Annotated in this window: 15 protein-coding genes; 5 read left to right on the top strand and 10 right to left on the bottom strand. The window is 48.8% G+C overall.

From position 1 onward, the window contains the following. Positions 1-104: 104 nt before the first annotated feature. From BF99_RS0101485 to BF99_RS0101460, 5 genes are all read left to right on the top strand, one after another. Positions 105-1,952 carry a DEAD/DEAH box helicase gene (locus BF99_RS0101485; RefSeq protein ID WP_038096851.1) on the top strand — a complete coding sequence of 616 codons (1,848 nt, stop codon included), beginning with the start codon at positions 105-107 and terminating at the stop codon, positions 1,950-1,952. Positions 1,953-2,667: 715 nt separating this feature from the next. After that, complete coding sequence (locus BF99_RS22735; protein WP_156013117.1) at positions 2,668-2,817, top strand: hypothetical protein; 150 nt, start codon at positions 2,668-2,670, stop codon at positions 2,815-2,817. A gap of 175 nt (positions 2,818-2,992) precedes the next feature. Next, positions 2,993-3,586: a DUF6088 family protein gene (locus BF99_RS0101470; protein WP_025769456.1), complete on the top strand. Its 594-nt coding sequence runs from the start codon at positions 2,993-2,995 to the stop codon at positions 3,584-3,586. Between the two features lie 188 nt (positions 3,587-3,774). Further along, complete coding sequence (locus BF99_RS0101465; protein WP_025769455.1) at positions 3,775-4,368, top strand: DUF6088 family protein; 594 nt, start codon at positions 3,775-3,777, stop codon at positions 4,366-4,368. Beyond that, entirely contained in the window at positions 4,361-5,383 is a 1,023-nt protein-coding gene (locus BF99_RS0101460; protein WP_025769454.1) for a nucleotidyl transferase AbiEii/AbiGii toxin family protein, read from the top strand. Before BF99_RS0101465 ends, BF99_RS0101460 begins: the two co-directional genes overlap by 8 nt. A gap of 57 nt (positions 5,384-5,440) precedes the next feature. Here BF99_RS0101460 and BF99_RS0101455 read toward each other — a convergent pair whose 3' ends face one another. The 10 genes from BF99_RS0101455 to BF99_RS0101410 form a co-directional block, all read right to left on the bottom strand. Then, positions 5,441-8,611 carry a type I restriction endonuclease subunit R gene (locus BF99_RS0101455; protein ID WP_025769453.1) on the bottom strand — a complete coding sequence of 1,057 codons (3,171 nt, stop codon included), beginning with the start codon at positions 8,609-8,611 and terminating at the stop codon, positions 5,441-5,443. Then, complete coding sequence (locus BF99_RS22330; protein ID WP_156013116.1) at positions 8,604-9,662, bottom strand: SIR2 family protein; 1,059 nt, start codon at positions 9,660-9,662, stop codon at positions 8,604-8,606. The genes BF99_RS0101455 and BF99_RS22330 overlap by 8 nt, the downstream gene beginning before the upstream one ends. Continuing rightward, positions 9,659-10,921, bottom strand: coding sequence for a restriction endonuclease subunit S (locus tag BF99_RS19950; RefSeq protein ID WP_051482731.1), 1,263 nt, complete (start codon positions 10,919-10,921; stop codon positions 9,659-9,661). The genes BF99_RS22330 and BF99_RS19950 overlap by 4 nt, the downstream gene beginning before the upstream one ends. Positions 10,922-11,095: 174 nt before the next feature. Beyond that, on the bottom strand, positions 11,096-12,664 hold the full coding sequence (locus BF99_RS0101445; protein WP_038096847.1) for a type I restriction-modification system subunit M: 1,569 nt from the start codon (positions 12,662-12,664) through the stop codon (positions 11,096-11,098). A 141-nt stretch (positions 12,665-12,805) separates the two neighbouring features. Then, positions 12,806-13,372 carry a hypothetical protein gene (locus tag BF99_RS0101440; protein WP_025769451.1) on the bottom strand — a complete coding sequence of 189 codons (567 nt, stop codon included), beginning with the start codon at positions 13,370-13,372 and terminating at the stop codon, positions 12,806-12,808. A gap of 7 nt (positions 13,373-13,379) precedes the next feature. Beyond that, positions 13,380-13,727: a hypothetical protein gene (locus BF99_RS0101435; protein WP_025769450.1), complete on the bottom strand. Its 348-nt coding sequence runs from the start codon at positions 13,725-13,727 to the stop codon at positions 13,380-13,382. A 244-nt stretch (positions 13,728-13,971) separates the two neighbouring features. Beyond that, complete coding sequence (locus tag BF99_RS0101425) at positions 13,972-14,352, bottom strand: hypothetical protein (RefSeq protein ID WP_025769448.1); 381 nt, start codon at positions 14,350-14,352, stop codon at positions 13,972-13,974. 153 nt (positions 14,353-14,505) lie between these two features. Further along, positions 14,506-15,633: an SPFH domain-containing protein gene (locus BF99_RS19945; protein ID WP_197018999.1), complete on the bottom strand. Its 1,128-nt coding sequence runs from the start codon at positions 15,631-15,633 to the stop codon at positions 14,506-14,508. Positions 15,634-15,636: 3 nt separating this feature from the next. Beyond that, entirely contained in the window at positions 15,637-16,086 is a 450-nt protein-coding gene (locus BF99_RS0101415) for an NfeD family protein (protein ID WP_038096866.1), read from the bottom strand. 137 nt (positions 16,087-16,223) lie between these two features. Then, complete coding sequence (locus tag BF99_RS0101410) at positions 16,224-16,700, bottom strand: hypothetical protein (RefSeq protein WP_156013115.1); 477 nt, start codon at positions 16,698-16,700, stop codon at positions 16,224-16,226. Positions 16,701-16,860: the final 160 nt, after the last annotated feature.

Here is a 16,860-nt window from a genome sequence, read left to right as displayed (position 1 = left end):
TATCGACAAAGATCCATTTGGGAAAGCAAAAAAATAATGAAGGTCAATGTCGATATTCAAGACCACCCCCATCCTGTTTCGTTAAATATGTGTAGGAGAGAGTCGTGACGCAAAGCAACCCATTTCAGCAATCGAATCCGTCAATTGTTGGAAATCAACTACTCCGTGTCCCTCAGCGCGAATCTTTTGAAGAACTAGTGAAATTTGCCCAGAACCAGAAAATAGATGAACGTGAGATTGGCGTTATTTTGCCTGTAGGATGTGGCAAATCAGGTTGCATTACGCTGGCTCCATTTGCATTCAAGTCTCAACGAACTCTTGTTGTCGCTCCTGGTTTGAACATTGCACATCAGCTATTTAATGACTTCGATCCTGCTCAGTCGCAGATGTTCTATCAAAAGTGCAAGGTACTTCCAGGACCACCTTATCCGGAGCCTGTTGAAATTCGCGGTCAAACAACGAATCAAGCAGACCTTGAAGAGGCTCATATTGTACTGACCAATATTCAACAGCTCCAAGGCGATGAGAATCGCTGGCTCCAGAATTTAGCCAATGATTTCTTTGATCTAATTATTTTTGATGAAGGGCATCATAGTGTTGCAGAAAGTTGGACGATATTAAAAAATAAATTTTCGAAAGCTCGAATTATCAATTTTAGTGCGACACCCCAACGAGCAGATGGACAAATGATGGCGGGTCATATTCTCTACTCATTTTCTATTTTTCGTGCTATTCGAGAAGGTTATGTCAAACAGCTAAAAGCTGTTGTTCTAAATCCTGCAACTTTGCGATATGTACATCATAAAGATGGCACCGACGTCGATATAGATCTTGATGAAGTTCGTCGCCTTGGAGAAGAAAACCCAAACTTTCGCCGAAGCATTGTGACTTCAACTGAGACGCTAAATACCATTGTAGACGCTTCAATTCGTGAACTACAGAAGAAACGCGAAGAAACTGGCGAAAAGCGCCTGAAGATTATTGCTTCGGCACTGAACTATAATCATTGCCATCAAATTGTAAGGTCCTATCGAGAACGTGGACAATCTGCAGATTTCGTTCATTCGCGTGAGAATAGAGAAACCAATCAAAGAATCCTAGAGAAATTGGAGTCTCATGAGCTTGATGTGATTGTTCAAGTGAGAAAACTTGGTGAAGGTTTCGATCATCCATTTTTGAGCGTAGCTGCGATTTTTAGCATCTTTTCAAACCTATCTCCTTTTGTGCAATTTGTTGGTCGTATTATGCGAGTGATCAAGCAAGATGATCCAGAAAGTATTATTAATCAGGGAACGGTTATTTTTCATGCCGGTACAAACATTGCGAGACGATGGCAAGATTTCCAAGAATACAGCGAATCTGACAAAGACTTCTTTGAACAATTCTTACCCATTGAAGAACTTGATTTTTCCACTGGAGATGAATTGGAGATTATTCCTCGTCAACGTAATGTCAATGAAGCAAGTTTTAGCATTAAAAGTCAAGATGATATTATGTTGCAAACAATTCCTCTACTCCGGGAAAACCCCAAAGCTCTTGCTGCCCTAAAAACCCTCAGAGACGAAGGGTATTCTGCAGATGAAATAAAAGAAGAATTTGAGCGATTAGATTCTGTACCGGTCACCAAGGCTAGACAAAGGCAGGCCAAGCGTGCAGAATTGGATGAACGTGTTAAAACAGAGGTAGGACGCATACTTAGTGAGCATAATATCAACCCAGAAGGGCGAAATTTAGATCGACAACACCTTGATCGCTCTAATTTTGTCGTCATTAAATCAGCAATCGACAGAGCAATAAATCAGTCGGTTGATCGCGCCGGAGGTTCTCGCAATGAATTCAATATCAATGAACTCAATCATATTGAAGAAAATTTCGATAGATTGACCGCGCAAGCCACAGAGGAAATTTTCAATGGCTCGAATAAAGTCTCTGATAACGCAAGTAAAAATTGATCATGCAAAACGAGCACATAACTGTCAGGCAAATTCAAAACATAGAATTATGTCTGGTGATATCCGTCTGAATGTGAAAAAAGGCAGAAATTGGGATCGCTACTGCTTTGATTGTGCCAGACAAATTCTTCGTCGCGACCTACAGAATCTAGACGATATCAGGATACGGTTAGAAACATCTTAACTTAACCTGATATAAGGCCAAAACGACGATATTCATCGCTTTGACGACCTCCTGTGCTCTCTAAAGTGCGGCCGGTCTCCAATCTCTTGATGTTCTCATATTGGAGATCGTAGATCGTGGTGAGTTCACTCATATTGGGCCGAAGGCTATCAAGATCTAAATCCTTTGCGTCGCACTCATTATCCCCCCCAGAGATCTGTTGTTTGCTTTTTTTCGCTAGAGACTGACATCCGTCGTGGTTACTCAATGCTTCGAACCACCCGATCGATGGGCTCACCTAAGGTCCATTGGATTCACGGCCTCGTGATTGAGATTCGCCGTTATTCGCTTCTTCCGAGCCGAACCCAGTTCTTTATTTCTTTTTTGAATTGCTATGGAATATCTCTGTTATTCCCTATGATCAGATCTTGGATTAAGCCTTAATTTAGTATCCCGAATAACACTAGGACTGGGGACAATCAAACTGCGCAGCATGCACCGTCTTGGCAACTAGCCTTCGCCAACCGTCCCGCGGGGAAGGCTATTCGCGCCTTGGATTGGCTCGGACCCGATCATGCCGAAAAAGGACTCAAAAAACTGAAAGAGACGCTTCCTTCGAAAGAGTTCGAAGACTTGGTGTCCGCCGCTCCTAGGCTCCCGACTTGGCTGGCTCGGATCATCACCCAAGCGGCTCGCGCCTAAGCCATTGTTGTTTATTTCAGGCAAAAACACCGGCTACCGAGAGGATTGGACATCGATCGACCATGAAGCCTCACGAAGAACGGCCTACGGGAAATGCTGACGAATCTACACCGAGAGCATTGAAATCTGTCAGAAGAACGGTATAATATTATGACATTCTGACAGGAGATCGATCATGAAACGACTGAGCGAACAGATATTGGAATACGCCGAACAACTCCCTGAAGGCACTCCACTGACAGCGAAGGGATTGCTTCGCTTTGGCACCCGTGCCGCGGTGGACCAAGCACTGTCCCGCTTGGCCAAGCGCGGGGAACTGATTCGCGCCGGACGAGGCATCTACTTTCTCCCGATCAAAGGCAGATTCGGCACGCGCTCACCTTTGGTGGGACTAGCAATCAAAGCACTATCTGAGCAGCGGGGAGAGACCATCGTTCCGAACGGCGCATCGGCCGCAAACTTGCTAGGGCTGACGAGGCAGATGCCCGTTCGCTATCTCTACCTGACTTCCGGCCGCAGCCGAACACTGATGTTCTACGAACAATCGGTCGAACTGCGGCATGCACCGTCTTGGCAGCTGAGCTTCGCCAACCGTCCCGCGGGGAAGGCCATTCGCGCATTGGATTGGCTCGGACCCGATCATGCCGAAAAAGGGCTCAAGAAACTGAAGGAGACGCTTCCTTCGAAGGAGTTCGAAGACTTGGTATCCGCCGCCCCTCGGCTCCCGACTTGGCTAGCTCGGATCATCACCCAAGCGGGGCTCCCTTAGCCATTGTTGTCTATTTCAGGCAAAAAAGCGGCTACCGGGCAGGTTATTCGAGATGAAATCATGGATCTGGTTTATGATAAGGACTCATGAAGAAAGATCTGCAGAAAATGGGGATGAATCTGCGTCGGATGTATTGTCACATGCAGGAAAAGTGCATATTATCCCGATAAACCGACGGGGAACGAGACATGAAGCGACTAACCGAACAAATCTTGGCACATGCCGAGAAACTTCCGGAAGGGACTCCTCTGATGGCGAGCAGCCTGCTTCACCTCGGCAGTCGTGCCGCGGTGAACCAATCCCTCTCCCGCTTGGCCAAACGCGAACAATTGCTTCGGGTAGAACGAGGTATCTATTTTCGCCCGGTAAAAAACCGGTTCGGCACGTATCCTCCCTCGGTGGAGCTGGCAATCAGAGCACTAGCAGAGCAGCGAGGAGAAACCATCGTTTCGAACGGCGCGGACGCGGCAAATGCACTGGGGCTGATAACACAGATACCGATGCGGCATATTTTTCTGACTTCCGGCCGTAGCCGCACGCTCACTATCGGCAAACAGAAAGTGGAGCTACGACATGCACCATCTTGGCAGCTAGTCTTGGCCAACCATCCTGCAGGGGAAGTCGTTCGCGCCCTAGCATGGCTCGGACCCGAGGAAGCTGAAAGCGCACTCGATACACTCAAAGGAAAGATTCCTTCTACGGCCTTTGATGTAATGGCAGCAGTTGCATCTCAGCTGCCGAAATGGTTGGCTCAAAGTTTAAACCGAGAATCACATGTCTGATCAATTTCTGTCTTTGCCATACGAGACCCGGCGATATATCATAGACCGAGTAGTTGGTCGTCTGGGACGTCGCGCCCATCTTCTTGAAAAAGACGTTTGGGTGGTCTGGTCATTACAGACCATCTTCGAGTCTGCATTCGGCGAACATCTCATATTCAAAGGTGGGACATCGCTCTCAAAGGCTTACAATATCATCAAACGCTTCTCTGAGGATGTCGATATCACCTACGATATTCGCGCGATCGCCCCCGACTTGGTGGGCGACAGTGATGAAGCGTTGCCGCCAAATCGCAGCCAAGAGAAGCGCTGGACAAAAGAAGCCCGCCAACGTTTGGCTGAATGGGTCAAAGGCGAGGCAAAGTCCTATTTGCAGGATGCCGCCTTGGAGCAAGGTTTGTCCGTGAATATTCGCGCCGACGGTGAAAGGATATTCATTGCTTACGAGACCACAATCGAGACGATATCCAAGTATATTGATCCTGTCGTTATTTTGGAGTTCGGTGCGCGTTCAACCGGCGAGCCCGCCGCCTTGCGCGATGTGAAATGCGATATGGACGGGTTTGTCGATGGAGTCGTGTTCCCGAAGGTAAAACCTCGAGTGATGCATGCCGAACGAACTTTCTGGGAAAAGATGGCGGCGGTCCATGTTTTTTGCCTTCAGCAACGCTTACGAGCTGAACGTTTCGCGCGACATTGGTATGACTTGGTTCGTCTCGATGATGCAGGCATAGCGGATGTAGCGTTAAAAGACCGAACCCTTGCCGATTCGGTGGTGAAACACAACGCAATGTTCTTCCGTATGAAAAATGTCGAGGGCAACCCCATCGACTATGGTGATCTCATTAGCGGAAAATTGCAGCTGGTTCCAACCGGTGATGCTCGCTCGGCACTTGAAACCGATTATAAATATATGGTTGATAACGGTTTCTTGCTAGATAGTGCAGATACTTTCGATGATGTGATCGACCGTTGTGCCGATATCGAACGACGGACAAATCGGATAGCGCTTGAATAGGAATCATACCCGTCCAGACCGTCTTATCGAAAAGACTGCCGATCACTAATCCGTCGATCAGTTCATAGATGATATCTCGGCCAGCACGGCCTCCGCTTGGGCGATAACGGTCTGGATCGCTCCGCCGGCAAGATCCGGCGGATATCCGTGTTTCTTCAAGATACGCCGGATAAGGCTGCGCATCCTCGCTCGCGCGCTTTCTTTTTTATGCCAATCCACCGTCACGCTCGATTTCATTTTTTTCACAAGTTCAACGGCGATGATGCGTAAGTTTTCATCCCCCATCACCTCGACAGCGCTATCGTTTTCGGCAAGGGCATCGTAAAATAACAATTCTTCTTCTGAGATACCTTCCTTCTCACCTCGGGCAATGGACGACTTGTAGTCTTTGGCCAAGTCGATCATTCTTTGAATCGCCTCGACCGTCGAGATAGAGTTCGAGTGATATTTGGCTACGATTTCTTCCAGCCTTTGGGAGAAAGTCTTACCTAGAACAACGTTCCTTTTGCCGAGGCGAACGATCTCATCATTCAGCAATTTCTTCAAGGCTTCGAGAGCAAGGTTTTTCTGCTCCATTTTCTTCATTTCCATCAGAAATTCCTCGGATAAGATGGAAATATCCGGGGATTTCATTCCCACCGCTTTGAGAATATCGATGATTTCGGCGTTGGCAATGGCCTCCTCGATTAGCTGCTTGATAGCGAACAGCCTCGCTTTTGATTTGGTATCTTCTTCGGGCGATGTTTTCATCATCGCCAAGCGCACGGATTGAAAAAATCCGACCTCGTCTTTGGCTCCTCGAGCGAAATCACTGGCCGCTGCCAGCGCGAACGCTTTGACCAGTTCGGCGGTTGCCGACTGAAAACGCCTGCGCGCCGTTGCCTTACCCTTCTCGTTATCCTTCTGCGCAGCAGCCTTTTCCTGCCGATCGAGAATCCAGTTCATTGCAAGACCAAGCGCCTCGAAGCGCTGTTTGGGCTCACCTGAAATACCGGATTGGTAGTCATGCCCATGAAACATCTTACGCACGATATCGAGTTTTTCCTTCAAAGCGGCGATGGCGTCTTCCTCCTCGACGCCGACTCTCTTGCGATCGGCATCCGAATACTCCGCCAACGCCTCTTTGAGGTATTGCAAGATGCCGATGTAATCGACAATCAAACCACCCGGTTTATTCCTGAACACCCGGTTCACGCGAGCGATGGCCTGCATCAGATTATGACCGCGCATGGGTTTGTCGATATACATGGTATGCAGGCAGGGAGCATCGAAGCCCGTCAGCCACATATCGCAGACAATGACCAGTTTTAGCGGGTCGTCCGGGTCTCGGGCTCTCTTGGCAATTTTCTCGCGCCCCGATTTATTGCGAACATGTATCTGCCACTCTACGGGATCCGATGCCGATCCGGTCATCACGACTTTCAGTTCGCCCTCGTCATCATCGTCGGCACACCACTTCGGTCTCAGTTTTTTGATATGTTCGTACAAAGAGACACAAATTTGGCGACTCATGCAAACTGCCATCGCCTTGCCATTTATAGCGCTCAGTCGCTCTTCGAGGTGATCCACCAAATTGGCCGCCACTTGGGTCAATCGTTTTTCCGAGCCGACCAATGCCTCCACGTTGACCCATTTCGCTTTTGTTTTTTCCTGCTCCGGGAGGGTTTCGTCTTCAAGAATCGATTCGATTTCGGCATCGATGCGAGGCTTTTCATCTTCGTCAAGTGAAATTCTCGCCAACCGACTTTGATAGAAGATCGGAACCGTTACTTCGTCCTCCACAGCCCGGCTGATGTCGTAAACATCGATTTCCTTCCCGAAAACCGCCCCCGTGCTCGTATTCGCGCTCTCGATCGGGGTGGCGGTAAAGCCGATGAAGGAGGCTTTGGGGAGCGCTTGCCGAATATAGTGCGCATAGCCGTAGCCGAACTCGCCGGTGTCTCGATCGAGCCTCGCATCGAAACCATATTGACTACGGTGGGCTTCATCGGCGATCACGATCACGTTCTCACGCTCGGTCAATGCAGGAAATCGCTCTTCTCCTCGATCCGGCGAGAACTTTTGAATCGTCGTGAAAACCACCCCGCCGCTTTTCCGCCTCAGCAGATTCCTAAGCCCTTCACGGGAATCCGCCTGCTCGGGGGTCTGGCGGATCAAGTCCTTGCACATACTGAAAGTACCGAACAACTGATTATCGAGGTCGTTGCGGTCGGTCAGAACGACTAGGGTCGGGTTCTTGAGCTCCTTGGAGCGCACCAACAATCCACCGAGAAAAGCCATCGACAGGCTCTTGCCCGAACCCTGCGTATGCCAAATCACCCCGATACGCCGATCGCCCTCGGGAGATGATGCCTCGATCGCACGACGAAACGCCTTGCGCGCCCCGAAAAATTGGTGATACCCGGCAACGATTTTGGAAAGACCATCACCCTTATCCGTGAAAACCGTAAAGTCACGGATCAATGAAAGCAAGTGCGATTTCTCGAAAGCACCTCGCAACAATGTTTCCAGCTCGATACCTCCACGAGGCGTGAAGTCATCGACCTCACCCGTCACCGAGCGCCATGGCATGAAGCGTTCCCAATCGGCAGTCAGCGATCCGATCCGGGCGCTCAATCCATCGGAAACAACCAACAAACAATTGGTGCGAAACAGCGAGGGGATCTGATTCTTATATGTCTGAATCTGACGAAATGCACTATCGAGACTCGATGTTTCTCCGACCGGGTTCTTCAACTCGATAACAGCGACGGGCAAGCCATTCAAAAAAACAACGATATCCGGTCGCCGATGATACTTGCCCTCGACAACGCGAAACTGATTGGTGACCACCCAGTCATTATTTTCCGGATTGGCAAAGTCGATCAGCCAGACCTTATCCCCTCGAATCGTACCGTCTTCAGCCAAATACTCAACATCGATTCCGTTGACCAGCATCTGATGAACCTGGCGGTTTTCCTCCACCAAGTTGGGCGTCTCTTGTCGCTGCAATGCCCGCAAGGCTTCTTCAATGGCGTCACTTGGGATCGATGGGTTGAGACGATCGACAGCGGATTGCAGTCTCCCTTGCAAAATCACACTTTGATAGGTAGCACGCTGAGAACCAATCTCGTCGGGAGATGTTTCCTCAGGCGAAAAGTAAGCATATCCAAGTTCATCCATGAATGAAAGAGCAGACTTCTCGACCGTGTCCTCTGATATGCTAGTGAGATTTATTGATTTATTCATTGATCGGTCCTACACTCAATGCAACCAAAATATCTTCTATACAGCTGTCATGATCCATTATTCCTTCTTTTAATGGATACCAAATAGGATGAATTTCAGCCTTTTCAAGATCAGAACGACGACAGGGAATTTCTTCGAAACCAGGATCTGCTAGCAATGCATAATGGCGAATATTAAGTCTTTTATTGGACTTTTTGCTATTTATATTAATTTTAATTTGACGAAGAGCTTGAAATGTTCGATCCATGCTAAGACTGCATCCAAGAAACAAAAGGCTCCGATTTACAACTAATTTAGCAAATAAGTCCGGTAAAGATTTATCTCTTTCATATACTTCTTCGTATTCTCTAGTTGTAAGAATGCGTCCGGTAGCATTATTTGCACTACCGTGAATTTTAAACAGCATGTGGCCATCTATTTCTGCGTTATTACATATTTTTTTCAGCTCATCACCAACCAAAATATTGTCAAATTCAGATCCATGCTCTCGATATGTCTTTTCTAGGACAATATCAAAATTCGTTGTCATGCAGCCTTGATTAAAAAGCGAAGGCAACAGTAGAACAGGTCCTTTCACCTCAAACAATTGTCGATAGAAATAATTTTCAACTTGTTCTGCAAGGATGTTTTCATTAAAGTGATCCACAATGCACTGAGCTGCATCCTCAAAATGTCCCTTTAATATTAATTCTTCTATCTTGGATTCAACTCCAGAATCTTCTTTCGCCAGCTCTTTCAAAAACGTCCTCCAAAGGACAAAGCCGCTAGGTTTAGACATACCAGCACCAACAAACGGTAAAACTTGATTGTTGATTACTTGCTCTGCTAGACGATTAAATCTCTGAAGGCAACCTCTCTCTGACAAAAATTCTTTTACGCGTTGGCGGGCGCTATCTTTTTGATCCTCAATCCACTCGGTGAAAGAAGCATCATAACTAGTAGGATCACATATTTTGAATACTTCTGAGCTTTGATACTCATTTCCTGCAATGGAAACGGTCCAACTAGAGTCTAGGTATTCGCAGAAGCGATTTTCAAAGTAAGATTTCAACTTATCATCCTCAATTCATGCGAATGAATTTTACCAGATATAAAATTGGGAAGTATTAGATCCCGAGTAGCAAGTAGAATGCGATTTTGCTTTGCATTGATTAAAATCAATTCAAAAATCGGTTTTATTAGAAGCCCAAATTCATTTTCAACATCAACTCCAAACTCTGGAAAAGGTATTTTTCTAATTGATTTTGAATTTACTGCTGTAGCAATCGAAGATGTGCTTCCCAGCGACGAATAGTCGAAATTCTTCATCCAACAGTATGTGAAGTATGGCATGGGACTTCTATCTGTAGAATTCAAATGCGCAATTGCTTCATTGGTAGTCATCATGCACTCGGCAATTGATACGCGTCCGACTGTTAGTTTAAAACTTACTAATACTGTGCCTGCCATAACCAATGGTATTCTACAATTTTTTATGGAGCAACCAGTTAATCGTTCAGCTGTTTGATGAACAAATACTCCGCAGTCGGCTAGATCTCTAATTGAAAGCCACGGCACACCCGTAGTTTGTTTAGTAAAGTGCCAACTCTCTTTTCTAGGTGGAGTTCGGCCAATTCTAACATCAAATCGTTCTCCAACAGTGGTGTATTTCCATTTTTTCGGTAGGCTGTTATCAGTTAGAGCAGAAGGGAACAAGTCGACTATTTCTCTGGCTTTTTCAGATGTTCTGAGTAAGCCGCCGAGGATAACATCCAAGTCGGTGGCACCTTCCATCTTGCGACGGGTTGGGCCGAAATCAATGAACCAGTCTTTGAAAATCGCCTGTGCCATGGACTCAAGGGTTTCGTTCATTTGTTGGTTCAATTCAATTTTATCATCCAACATGCCTAAAACATGGACTATTGCTTTTTGCTCTTCAATTGGTGGCAACTTCACTGGAAAATCCGTAAACGAATGGAGTCTCAGGGATTTTACGGTTGTCCCGACAGCCACTCGCTCCCAATAATCTCTATGTTGATTCAAATAGTAATATAGAAATTTAGTTTTGACACTTGCTTCAGATTTTGATGTTATACGATACGCCCTTTGGTGCAAATCAAATTTACCAGAGAAATATCTCGGTAAGAATTCTTTTCCCTCCCCCGGAATGATGACTGCTTTACAATCAAAGAGATACTTATCACTTCTTTTCACTACCGATGATCGATCGAACAGAGGATATGCTCCATTTTTAGTCTCATCCTGTCTATTAGTCTTTCCGGTACCGATATCTGCGATATCCCCCAGTTTGACTTCGCGCCAATTATTCATTATCTATGTGCTCCATTAATTTGACCGCTGGATTCGATAGATTCTATAGCACAATCATCTGATTCAAAAATTCCTCTATCATTTTCAATTTCAATCAGGTCACCCCAAAAACATATCGACTCGCAGGGTTGAGAATTAGACCAAAACGATATTTTTTCTTTCATCTTATTCACATTACTTTTCTGGTAAAAGCCCTAATTGGGTTCTGATACTGTTGCTCAACTCGGTCGATTTGGTCATTTGCTCCTCTAGCTGAAATTTAAGGTCGGTGAATTTTTCTGCAAATGGTATGCCGTCTTCTTCTGCCTCTGGTACACCGACATAGCGACCTGGGGTAAGAATGAATTCGTTTTTTCGTATTTCATCGATGGAAGCGGATTTGCAAAATCCTAGAACATCCTGATACGCCTCGCTGGGATCCTTATTTCTCCAGCGATGGTAGGCATCGGCAATTTTTTCGATATCTTCATTATCGAACTCGCGGCGGACGCGGTCGATCATGTGTCCTAGGTCGCGGGCGTCGATGAAGAGGATTTCGCCGCGTCTGTTTCGGTGGCCGTTGGCGGTTTTGTCTTTGGCCAGTATCCATAGGCAGGCGGGAATTTGGGTTGAATAAAACAGTTGGCCGGGTAGGGCGACCATGGCGTCGATGGCGTCTTTTTCAATCATGGTCTTGCGGATTTCATCTTCACCAGATTGTTGGGAGGACATCGATCCGTTGGCCAGCACTACGCCTGCCGTTCCGCGGGGGGCGAGGTGGTGGTAGATGTGTTGCAGCCATGCGAAGTTGGCGTTGCCCACTGGTGGAATGCCGAAGGTCCAACGAACATCGTCTCGGATGCGCTCGCCTCCCCAATCAGAGATATTGAATGGCGGGTTGGCGAGAATGTAATCCGCGCGTAAATCTGGGAGCTCGTCTCGATGAAAGCTACCTTCATTATTCCAACGAATGTCGGCATCTATTCTCTGCACGGCAAGATTCATTTTGGCCAGTCGCCATGTGGTGTGATTGCTTTCTTGTCCATAGACCGATATCGCATCGCACCTTCCGTTATGCTCGTTGATGAATTTTTCGGATTGTACGAACATACCTCCGGATCCACAGCAGGGATCATAGACGCGACCTTGGAGAGGCTCGAGCATCTCGACCAGTGTGCGAACCACCGAGCGCGGGGTAAAAAATTCACCGCCACGTTTACCCTCCGAAGAGGCAAATTTCGATAAAAAATATTCGTAGACGCGACCTAGCAAATCCTTACCACTTCCATTATGCATCGGGATATTCGAGAAAAGATCAATCAACTCGCCCAGCATGGTCTTGTTGAGTGTCGGGCGACTATATTCCTTAGGCAAGACACCTTTGAGGTTGGTATTGATAGGAGTTTTTTCAATGGACTCCATCGCTCGGTCGATCAATCCGCCAATATCGACCCTTTTACCATTGGGAAGCGATATCTCTGTGCGCTTGGAATTTTCTTGAAGGTACGACCAACGAGCCTCTGGCGGAACCCAAAAGATATTCTCCGCTAGGTATTCATCGGGCTCTTCTACGAGATCGGGATCTTCTTTTTCGAGAACGATACGCCGCGATTCAAAGGCATCTGAAATGTACTTCAAGAAAATCAATCCGAGCACGACATGTTTGTACTCAGATGGTTCGAGATTGCCACGCAATTTGTCTGCGGCTTTGAAAAGGTCCTCTGCAAATTCCAGATCACCTGACAATGTATCGATGTCGAGCAAATCATCATCCTCCCATCTTTTTACACTCTACCCGAAAATCATCTTAGATGATGTTTTTTTGGAGAATATCTCTCATTATCAAGAGAAACTCGATTTGCCTCTTCTTCGATTTTCACTGAAGAAAGTCGACTCTGATCAGGTTCATCCACTACCGAGAAAGGTCTTGATGGCAGATACTACGCTCGGGATCTTTGCCATTGCGACGATCACCGCCAGTAGCATTCCTGTCGTCCACAGCCCGGTCTTTATCGGAACCCACTTCATTGCTACATCCATCCTTGCCACCAATTTCATGATGTTCTCTTTCAGCTCGGCAATTTCTTTTCTATTTTTGGCAATCGCTTCTCTATTTTCGGCGATTCCCTTTCTATTTTCGGCAATCTTTTTTGAATTCTCGGTGAAAAGCGCTTCGGTTTTTGAGAACGATGTTATGGTTTTGGTATCCAACTCGGTATCCAATACCACTGTCTTGTTGAGCCGCCTCTCGATTCGATCCATCCTTTCACGCCATGCTTTCTTGGCATCTTCGAGATCGCTCATCGTGCGGATCGCCTTTTGCCCATGAAGAAAGCCATGTTGGTCAAGGCCGAGGTATTCGGGATATTCGCGATGATCTCTGCCGGCAGCATTCCGGTCATCCACAACTCGGTCTTTGGCGGTATTCACTTTTTCGCGCCAATCTCTCTCGGCGTCTTCGAGACCGGCCATCAAAGGCTCATCCGCCGCCGAAAATTTTCATGATGAACGCGGCGGCATCCGGGATCGCCGCGGCTCCGACGATTGCCGAAATAATGATGCCGACTGTCCACAACCCCGCCTTTAGCGGCATCCATTTCATCGCTTCTTTCAATTCAGCGATTCCTTCCGCATTTTTGGCAATCGCTTTTGCGTTCTCACCGATCGATTTTCTGTTCTCGGCAATCAGAGCGGAATTCTTTCTTGTGCTCTCGGCGATCAAGTCGGCATTCTTGTCGATCTTGACGGCACTGTTATTGAGCAGGATCTCAATTCGATCGAGTCTTCGCTCATGCCATTCCACTTTCGCCGGATCAAGCCCGCTCATCGCTCTGTCCTTCGGTGTGGATACCTATCTTAGCACCGATAGAGGGTGGGGGGCTGTGGCATGCTTGAAAAGGCGATTTTTTGGAAGGCGAGCGGCTTTGGGTGGCCGCCCGCGAAGGATCGGGGACGAGATGAATCGATCAAAAATCGAGGCTACGACCTTTTCAAGACGATGCTTGATTCAACTCCATTTTTTCGTTTGCGCCAATCTCTCTCGGCGTCTTCGAGAGCGGCCATCGAGCGGCTCATTCGCCGCCGAAAATTTTCATGATGAACGCGGCGGCATCCGGGATCGCCGCGGCTCCGACGATTGCCGAAATAATGATACCGACTGTCCACAATCCCGACTTTAGCGGCATCCATTTCATCACTTCTTTCAATTCAGCGATTCCTTCCGCATTTTTGGCGATCGCCTTTGCGTTCTCGGCGATCGATTTTCTGTTTTCACCGATCAGAGCGGAGTTCTCTCTCGTACTCTCCGCGATTAGATCGGCATTCTTTCTTGTGCTCTCGGCGATCAAGTCGGCATTTCTTTCGATTTTGGCCCCAATGCTATCAAGCAGAGCCTCGATCCGATCGAGTCTTTTTTCTCGCCATTCCGCTTTCGCGCCATCAAGTTCGCTCATCGCTCTGTCCTCGGGTGTGGATACCTATCTTAGCACCGATGGAGGATGGTGGGGGCGCATAAATGGCTCGGAAATGGCGCGGTTTTTCGGGGGAGCGGGCGGCCTTGGGTGGGCCGCCCGTTCTCGGAACATCATGGGAGCGATGTGGGGCGCTCAAAAATCGCTGTCGACTTCGCCTCTAAAAGGTGACGAAGAGGATGCCGATGGGGTGGAGTCGCTGGAAGAGGGTGGGGTGGGGCGCTCGCCTTGTCTGCCGCTTGCGCTGCCTGTCGGTGCCGATGAGGTCGAGCGAGTCGACGGGTTGTCGGAGGCGATGGGCTTGGGTTTTGCCGATGGAGTGCCGCCGCCTCGGTGTTGGTCCAAGGCGTTCATGGCGGTGGCGACGATGCTTGCGATATTGCCCAAGTCGGAAGGCAGGATCAGGCTGTTGCTCTCTTGCGCCAAACGGCCGAACTGTTCGACATATTGCTCGGCGACCCGCAAGCGGGCGGCGGTCTCTCCGCCTTGCTTGGAAAGGGCGACGGCGATATCGCTCAATCCCTTGGCGGTGGCGCCGGCGATCAGCTCGATCTGGCGGGCATTACCCTCGGCCTCGTTGATCAGTTTTTGTTTTTCGCCCTCGGAAATGCGGATCGCCTCGGTCATCAACCCTTCCGCGCGATTGATGCGTGATTGTCGATCACCCTCGGAAATGGCTATCTCGGCGCGTTTTTCCCGCTCCGCGCGCATCTGCTTTTCCATCGCCTCCATCACCGTCTGGGGCGGGGTGATGTCTCGAATCTCGTAGCGCAATACCTTGACTCCCCAGTTCTGGGCGGCCTCGTCGATGGCCGAGACGACCTGTCGATTGAGGGCCTCTCGCTCTTCGAAGGTTCTATCGAGTTCGATCTTGCCGATGGCGGAGCGCAAGGAGGTCTGCGCCATTTGGCTGGCGGCGAATTTATAGTTTTCGATCCCGTAGGCACTCATGCGCGAATCGAAAACTTGCATATAAAGAACGCCATCGACGGTGACCATCACGTTATCGGAGGTGATGCAATCCTGGGATCCGATATCGATCACTTCCTCTTTGAGGCTGCGCCTATAAGCAACGATATCGAGGAAGGGAAAGAGGAAATGCAATCCGGCGGAGAGGGTGCGATTGAACTTGCCGAGTCTTTCGATGACATATTCCGAACGCTGCGGCACCACCACCGCGGTGTTGTAAAGCGTGAATATGACAAGGACGGCGACGACCAACAAAACGATGATCAGAACCATATCGGTATCGACATTCATCATGACTTATATCTCCCTCACTTTGATGATGGTTGCGCTGGATTCGTCAACGGAAACGACCACGACCGGGGTTCCGGTCGCGATCGGCTCATCGGCAATGGCGGGCCAAGTGCTTCCCAAGCCTTTGATGCGTCCGGTGCCCTTGGCCGGGATGGCCTCCACCACTTCGGCGTGTTGTCCGATGCGGCGGTCGGCACTGTCCATGCCGACGGTCTCGCCTTTGAAGGTGCGTTTGAAATATCTTCGAAGCGTCAAGATGGAGACGATCGAGGCGACGATGAAGATCAAAATCTGGATATCGAAGGATATGTCGAAGGCCCATACCGCCAACGCCACCAGCCAAGCCGCGACCCCGAAAAAGATCACGATGAAACCGGGTAGGAGAAACTCGGAGAACAAGAGCACCGCTCCGAGCAAAAACCATGTCAGGGCGATCTGTTGAGCGGTCCATTCCATGAATGCTTTTCCTTGTGCTTTTTGACAAATCCTTGCGCGAAACACAATCAAGCACTCTCTTGGCAAGCCCGATCTCGATAGCGGGCATGCAGTGCAGTGGCGGCGGGGCGCCACGAAGAGAAGCGGCGAGTGCTTGGCTAAACGGTGGATCTCGGACAACTTCGAATGGCTTCGAGGGCGGCTTCGATGACGGCGAGTTTTCGATCGGGATTCAGGCTTTGTCCCAATCGATTGCTGCCTGCAACGAAACGGGCGACGGCATGATCTCGCTTGACCGAGAGATCGAAGTCGTAGCCGAGATCGAGCATCGCATCCAAGATCTGCATGTTCTGGGCTTCATCTCGATCCGGGCGCCAAGAAAACTCGCTCATCATCGGATCGCCCTTCGCATCATGCCAAACGGGGACGGTTTGATCACCCGCCCAAGCGATCTCGATGACCTGCCAGCCCATGATCTCTCGAGCCGCCTTTGTATTCAGATCGGGATCGATCCCCTCGCTTTCAAGCGAAGAGGAGCCTGCTTGCGCAGATTCGGGGCTATTCATGCGTCTTACGAGGCTTGCACCGATGATCTCGAGGGCTTTTCGCCGAGGCTTTTGCGCATCGTTTTGCATCTGGCATCGGCGCCGCGCTTGGAAAGCGGGCGCCGATGGTCTTGATGCTTGCAAGGAGGCCTGCGCAATCGGCTTGCGCAAGCCTTCGATGTCGCGCTTTTCGATGCCCTTTTCGAGATGATTTTCGATGCATCGTCCGGCGCATTTTTTCTCATGCTTT

Source organism: Thioalkalivibrio sp. HK1 (assembly GCA_000583135.1).
Taxonomy (GTDB): domain Bacteria; phylum Pseudomonadota; class Gammaproteobacteria; order HK1; family HK1; genus HK1.
This window is presented reverse-complemented; position numbering and strand designations above follow the sequence as displayed.

Excerpts from the sequence above, each read along its gene's own strand:
- BF99_RS19950 (WP_051482731.1), bottom strand. The coding sequence starts at position 10,921 with ATGAATAATTGGCGCGAAGTCAAACTGGGGGATATCGCAGATATCGGT.
- BF99_RS0101455 (WP_025769453.1), bottom strand. The coding sequence starts at position 8,611 with ATGAATAAATCAATAAATCTCACTAGCATATCAGAGGACACGGTCGAG.
- BF99_RS0101440 (WP_025769451.1), bottom strand. The coding sequence starts at position 13,372 with ATGGCCGGTCTCGAAGACGCCGAGAGAGATTGGCGCGAAAAAGTGAAT.
- BF99_RS0101460 (WP_025769454.1), top strand. The coding sequence starts at position 4,361 with ATGTCTGATCAATTTCTGTCTTTGCCATACGAGACCCGGCGATATATC.
- BF99_RS0101415 (WP_038096866.1), bottom strand. The coding sequence starts at position 16,086 with ATGGAATGGACCGCTCAACAGATCGCCCTGACATGGTTTTTGCTCGGA.
- BF99_RS0101470 (WP_025769456.1), top strand. The coding sequence starts at position 2,993 with ATGAAACGACTGAGCGAACAGATATTGGAATACGCCGAACAACTCCCT.
- BF99_RS0101425 (WP_025769448.1), bottom strand. The coding sequence starts at position 14,352 with ATGAGCGAACTTGATGGCGCGAAAGCGGAATGGCGAGAAAAAAGACTC.
- BF99_RS0101465 (WP_025769455.1), top strand. The coding sequence starts at position 3,775 with ATGAAGCGACTAACCGAACAAATCTTGGCACATGCCGAGAAACTTCCG.
- BF99_RS0101435 (WP_025769450.1), bottom strand. The coding sequence starts at position 13,727 with ATGAGCGGGCTTGATCCGGCGAAAGTGGAATGGCATGAGCGAAGACTC.
- BF99_RS19945 (WP_197018999.1), bottom strand. The coding sequence starts at position 15,633 with ATGATGAATGTCGATACCGATATGGTTCTGATCATCGTTTTGTTGGTC.
- BF99_RS0101410 (WP_156013115.1), bottom strand. The coding sequence starts at position 16,700 with ATGCAAAACGATGCGCAAAAGCCTCGGCGAAAAGCCCTCGAGATCATC.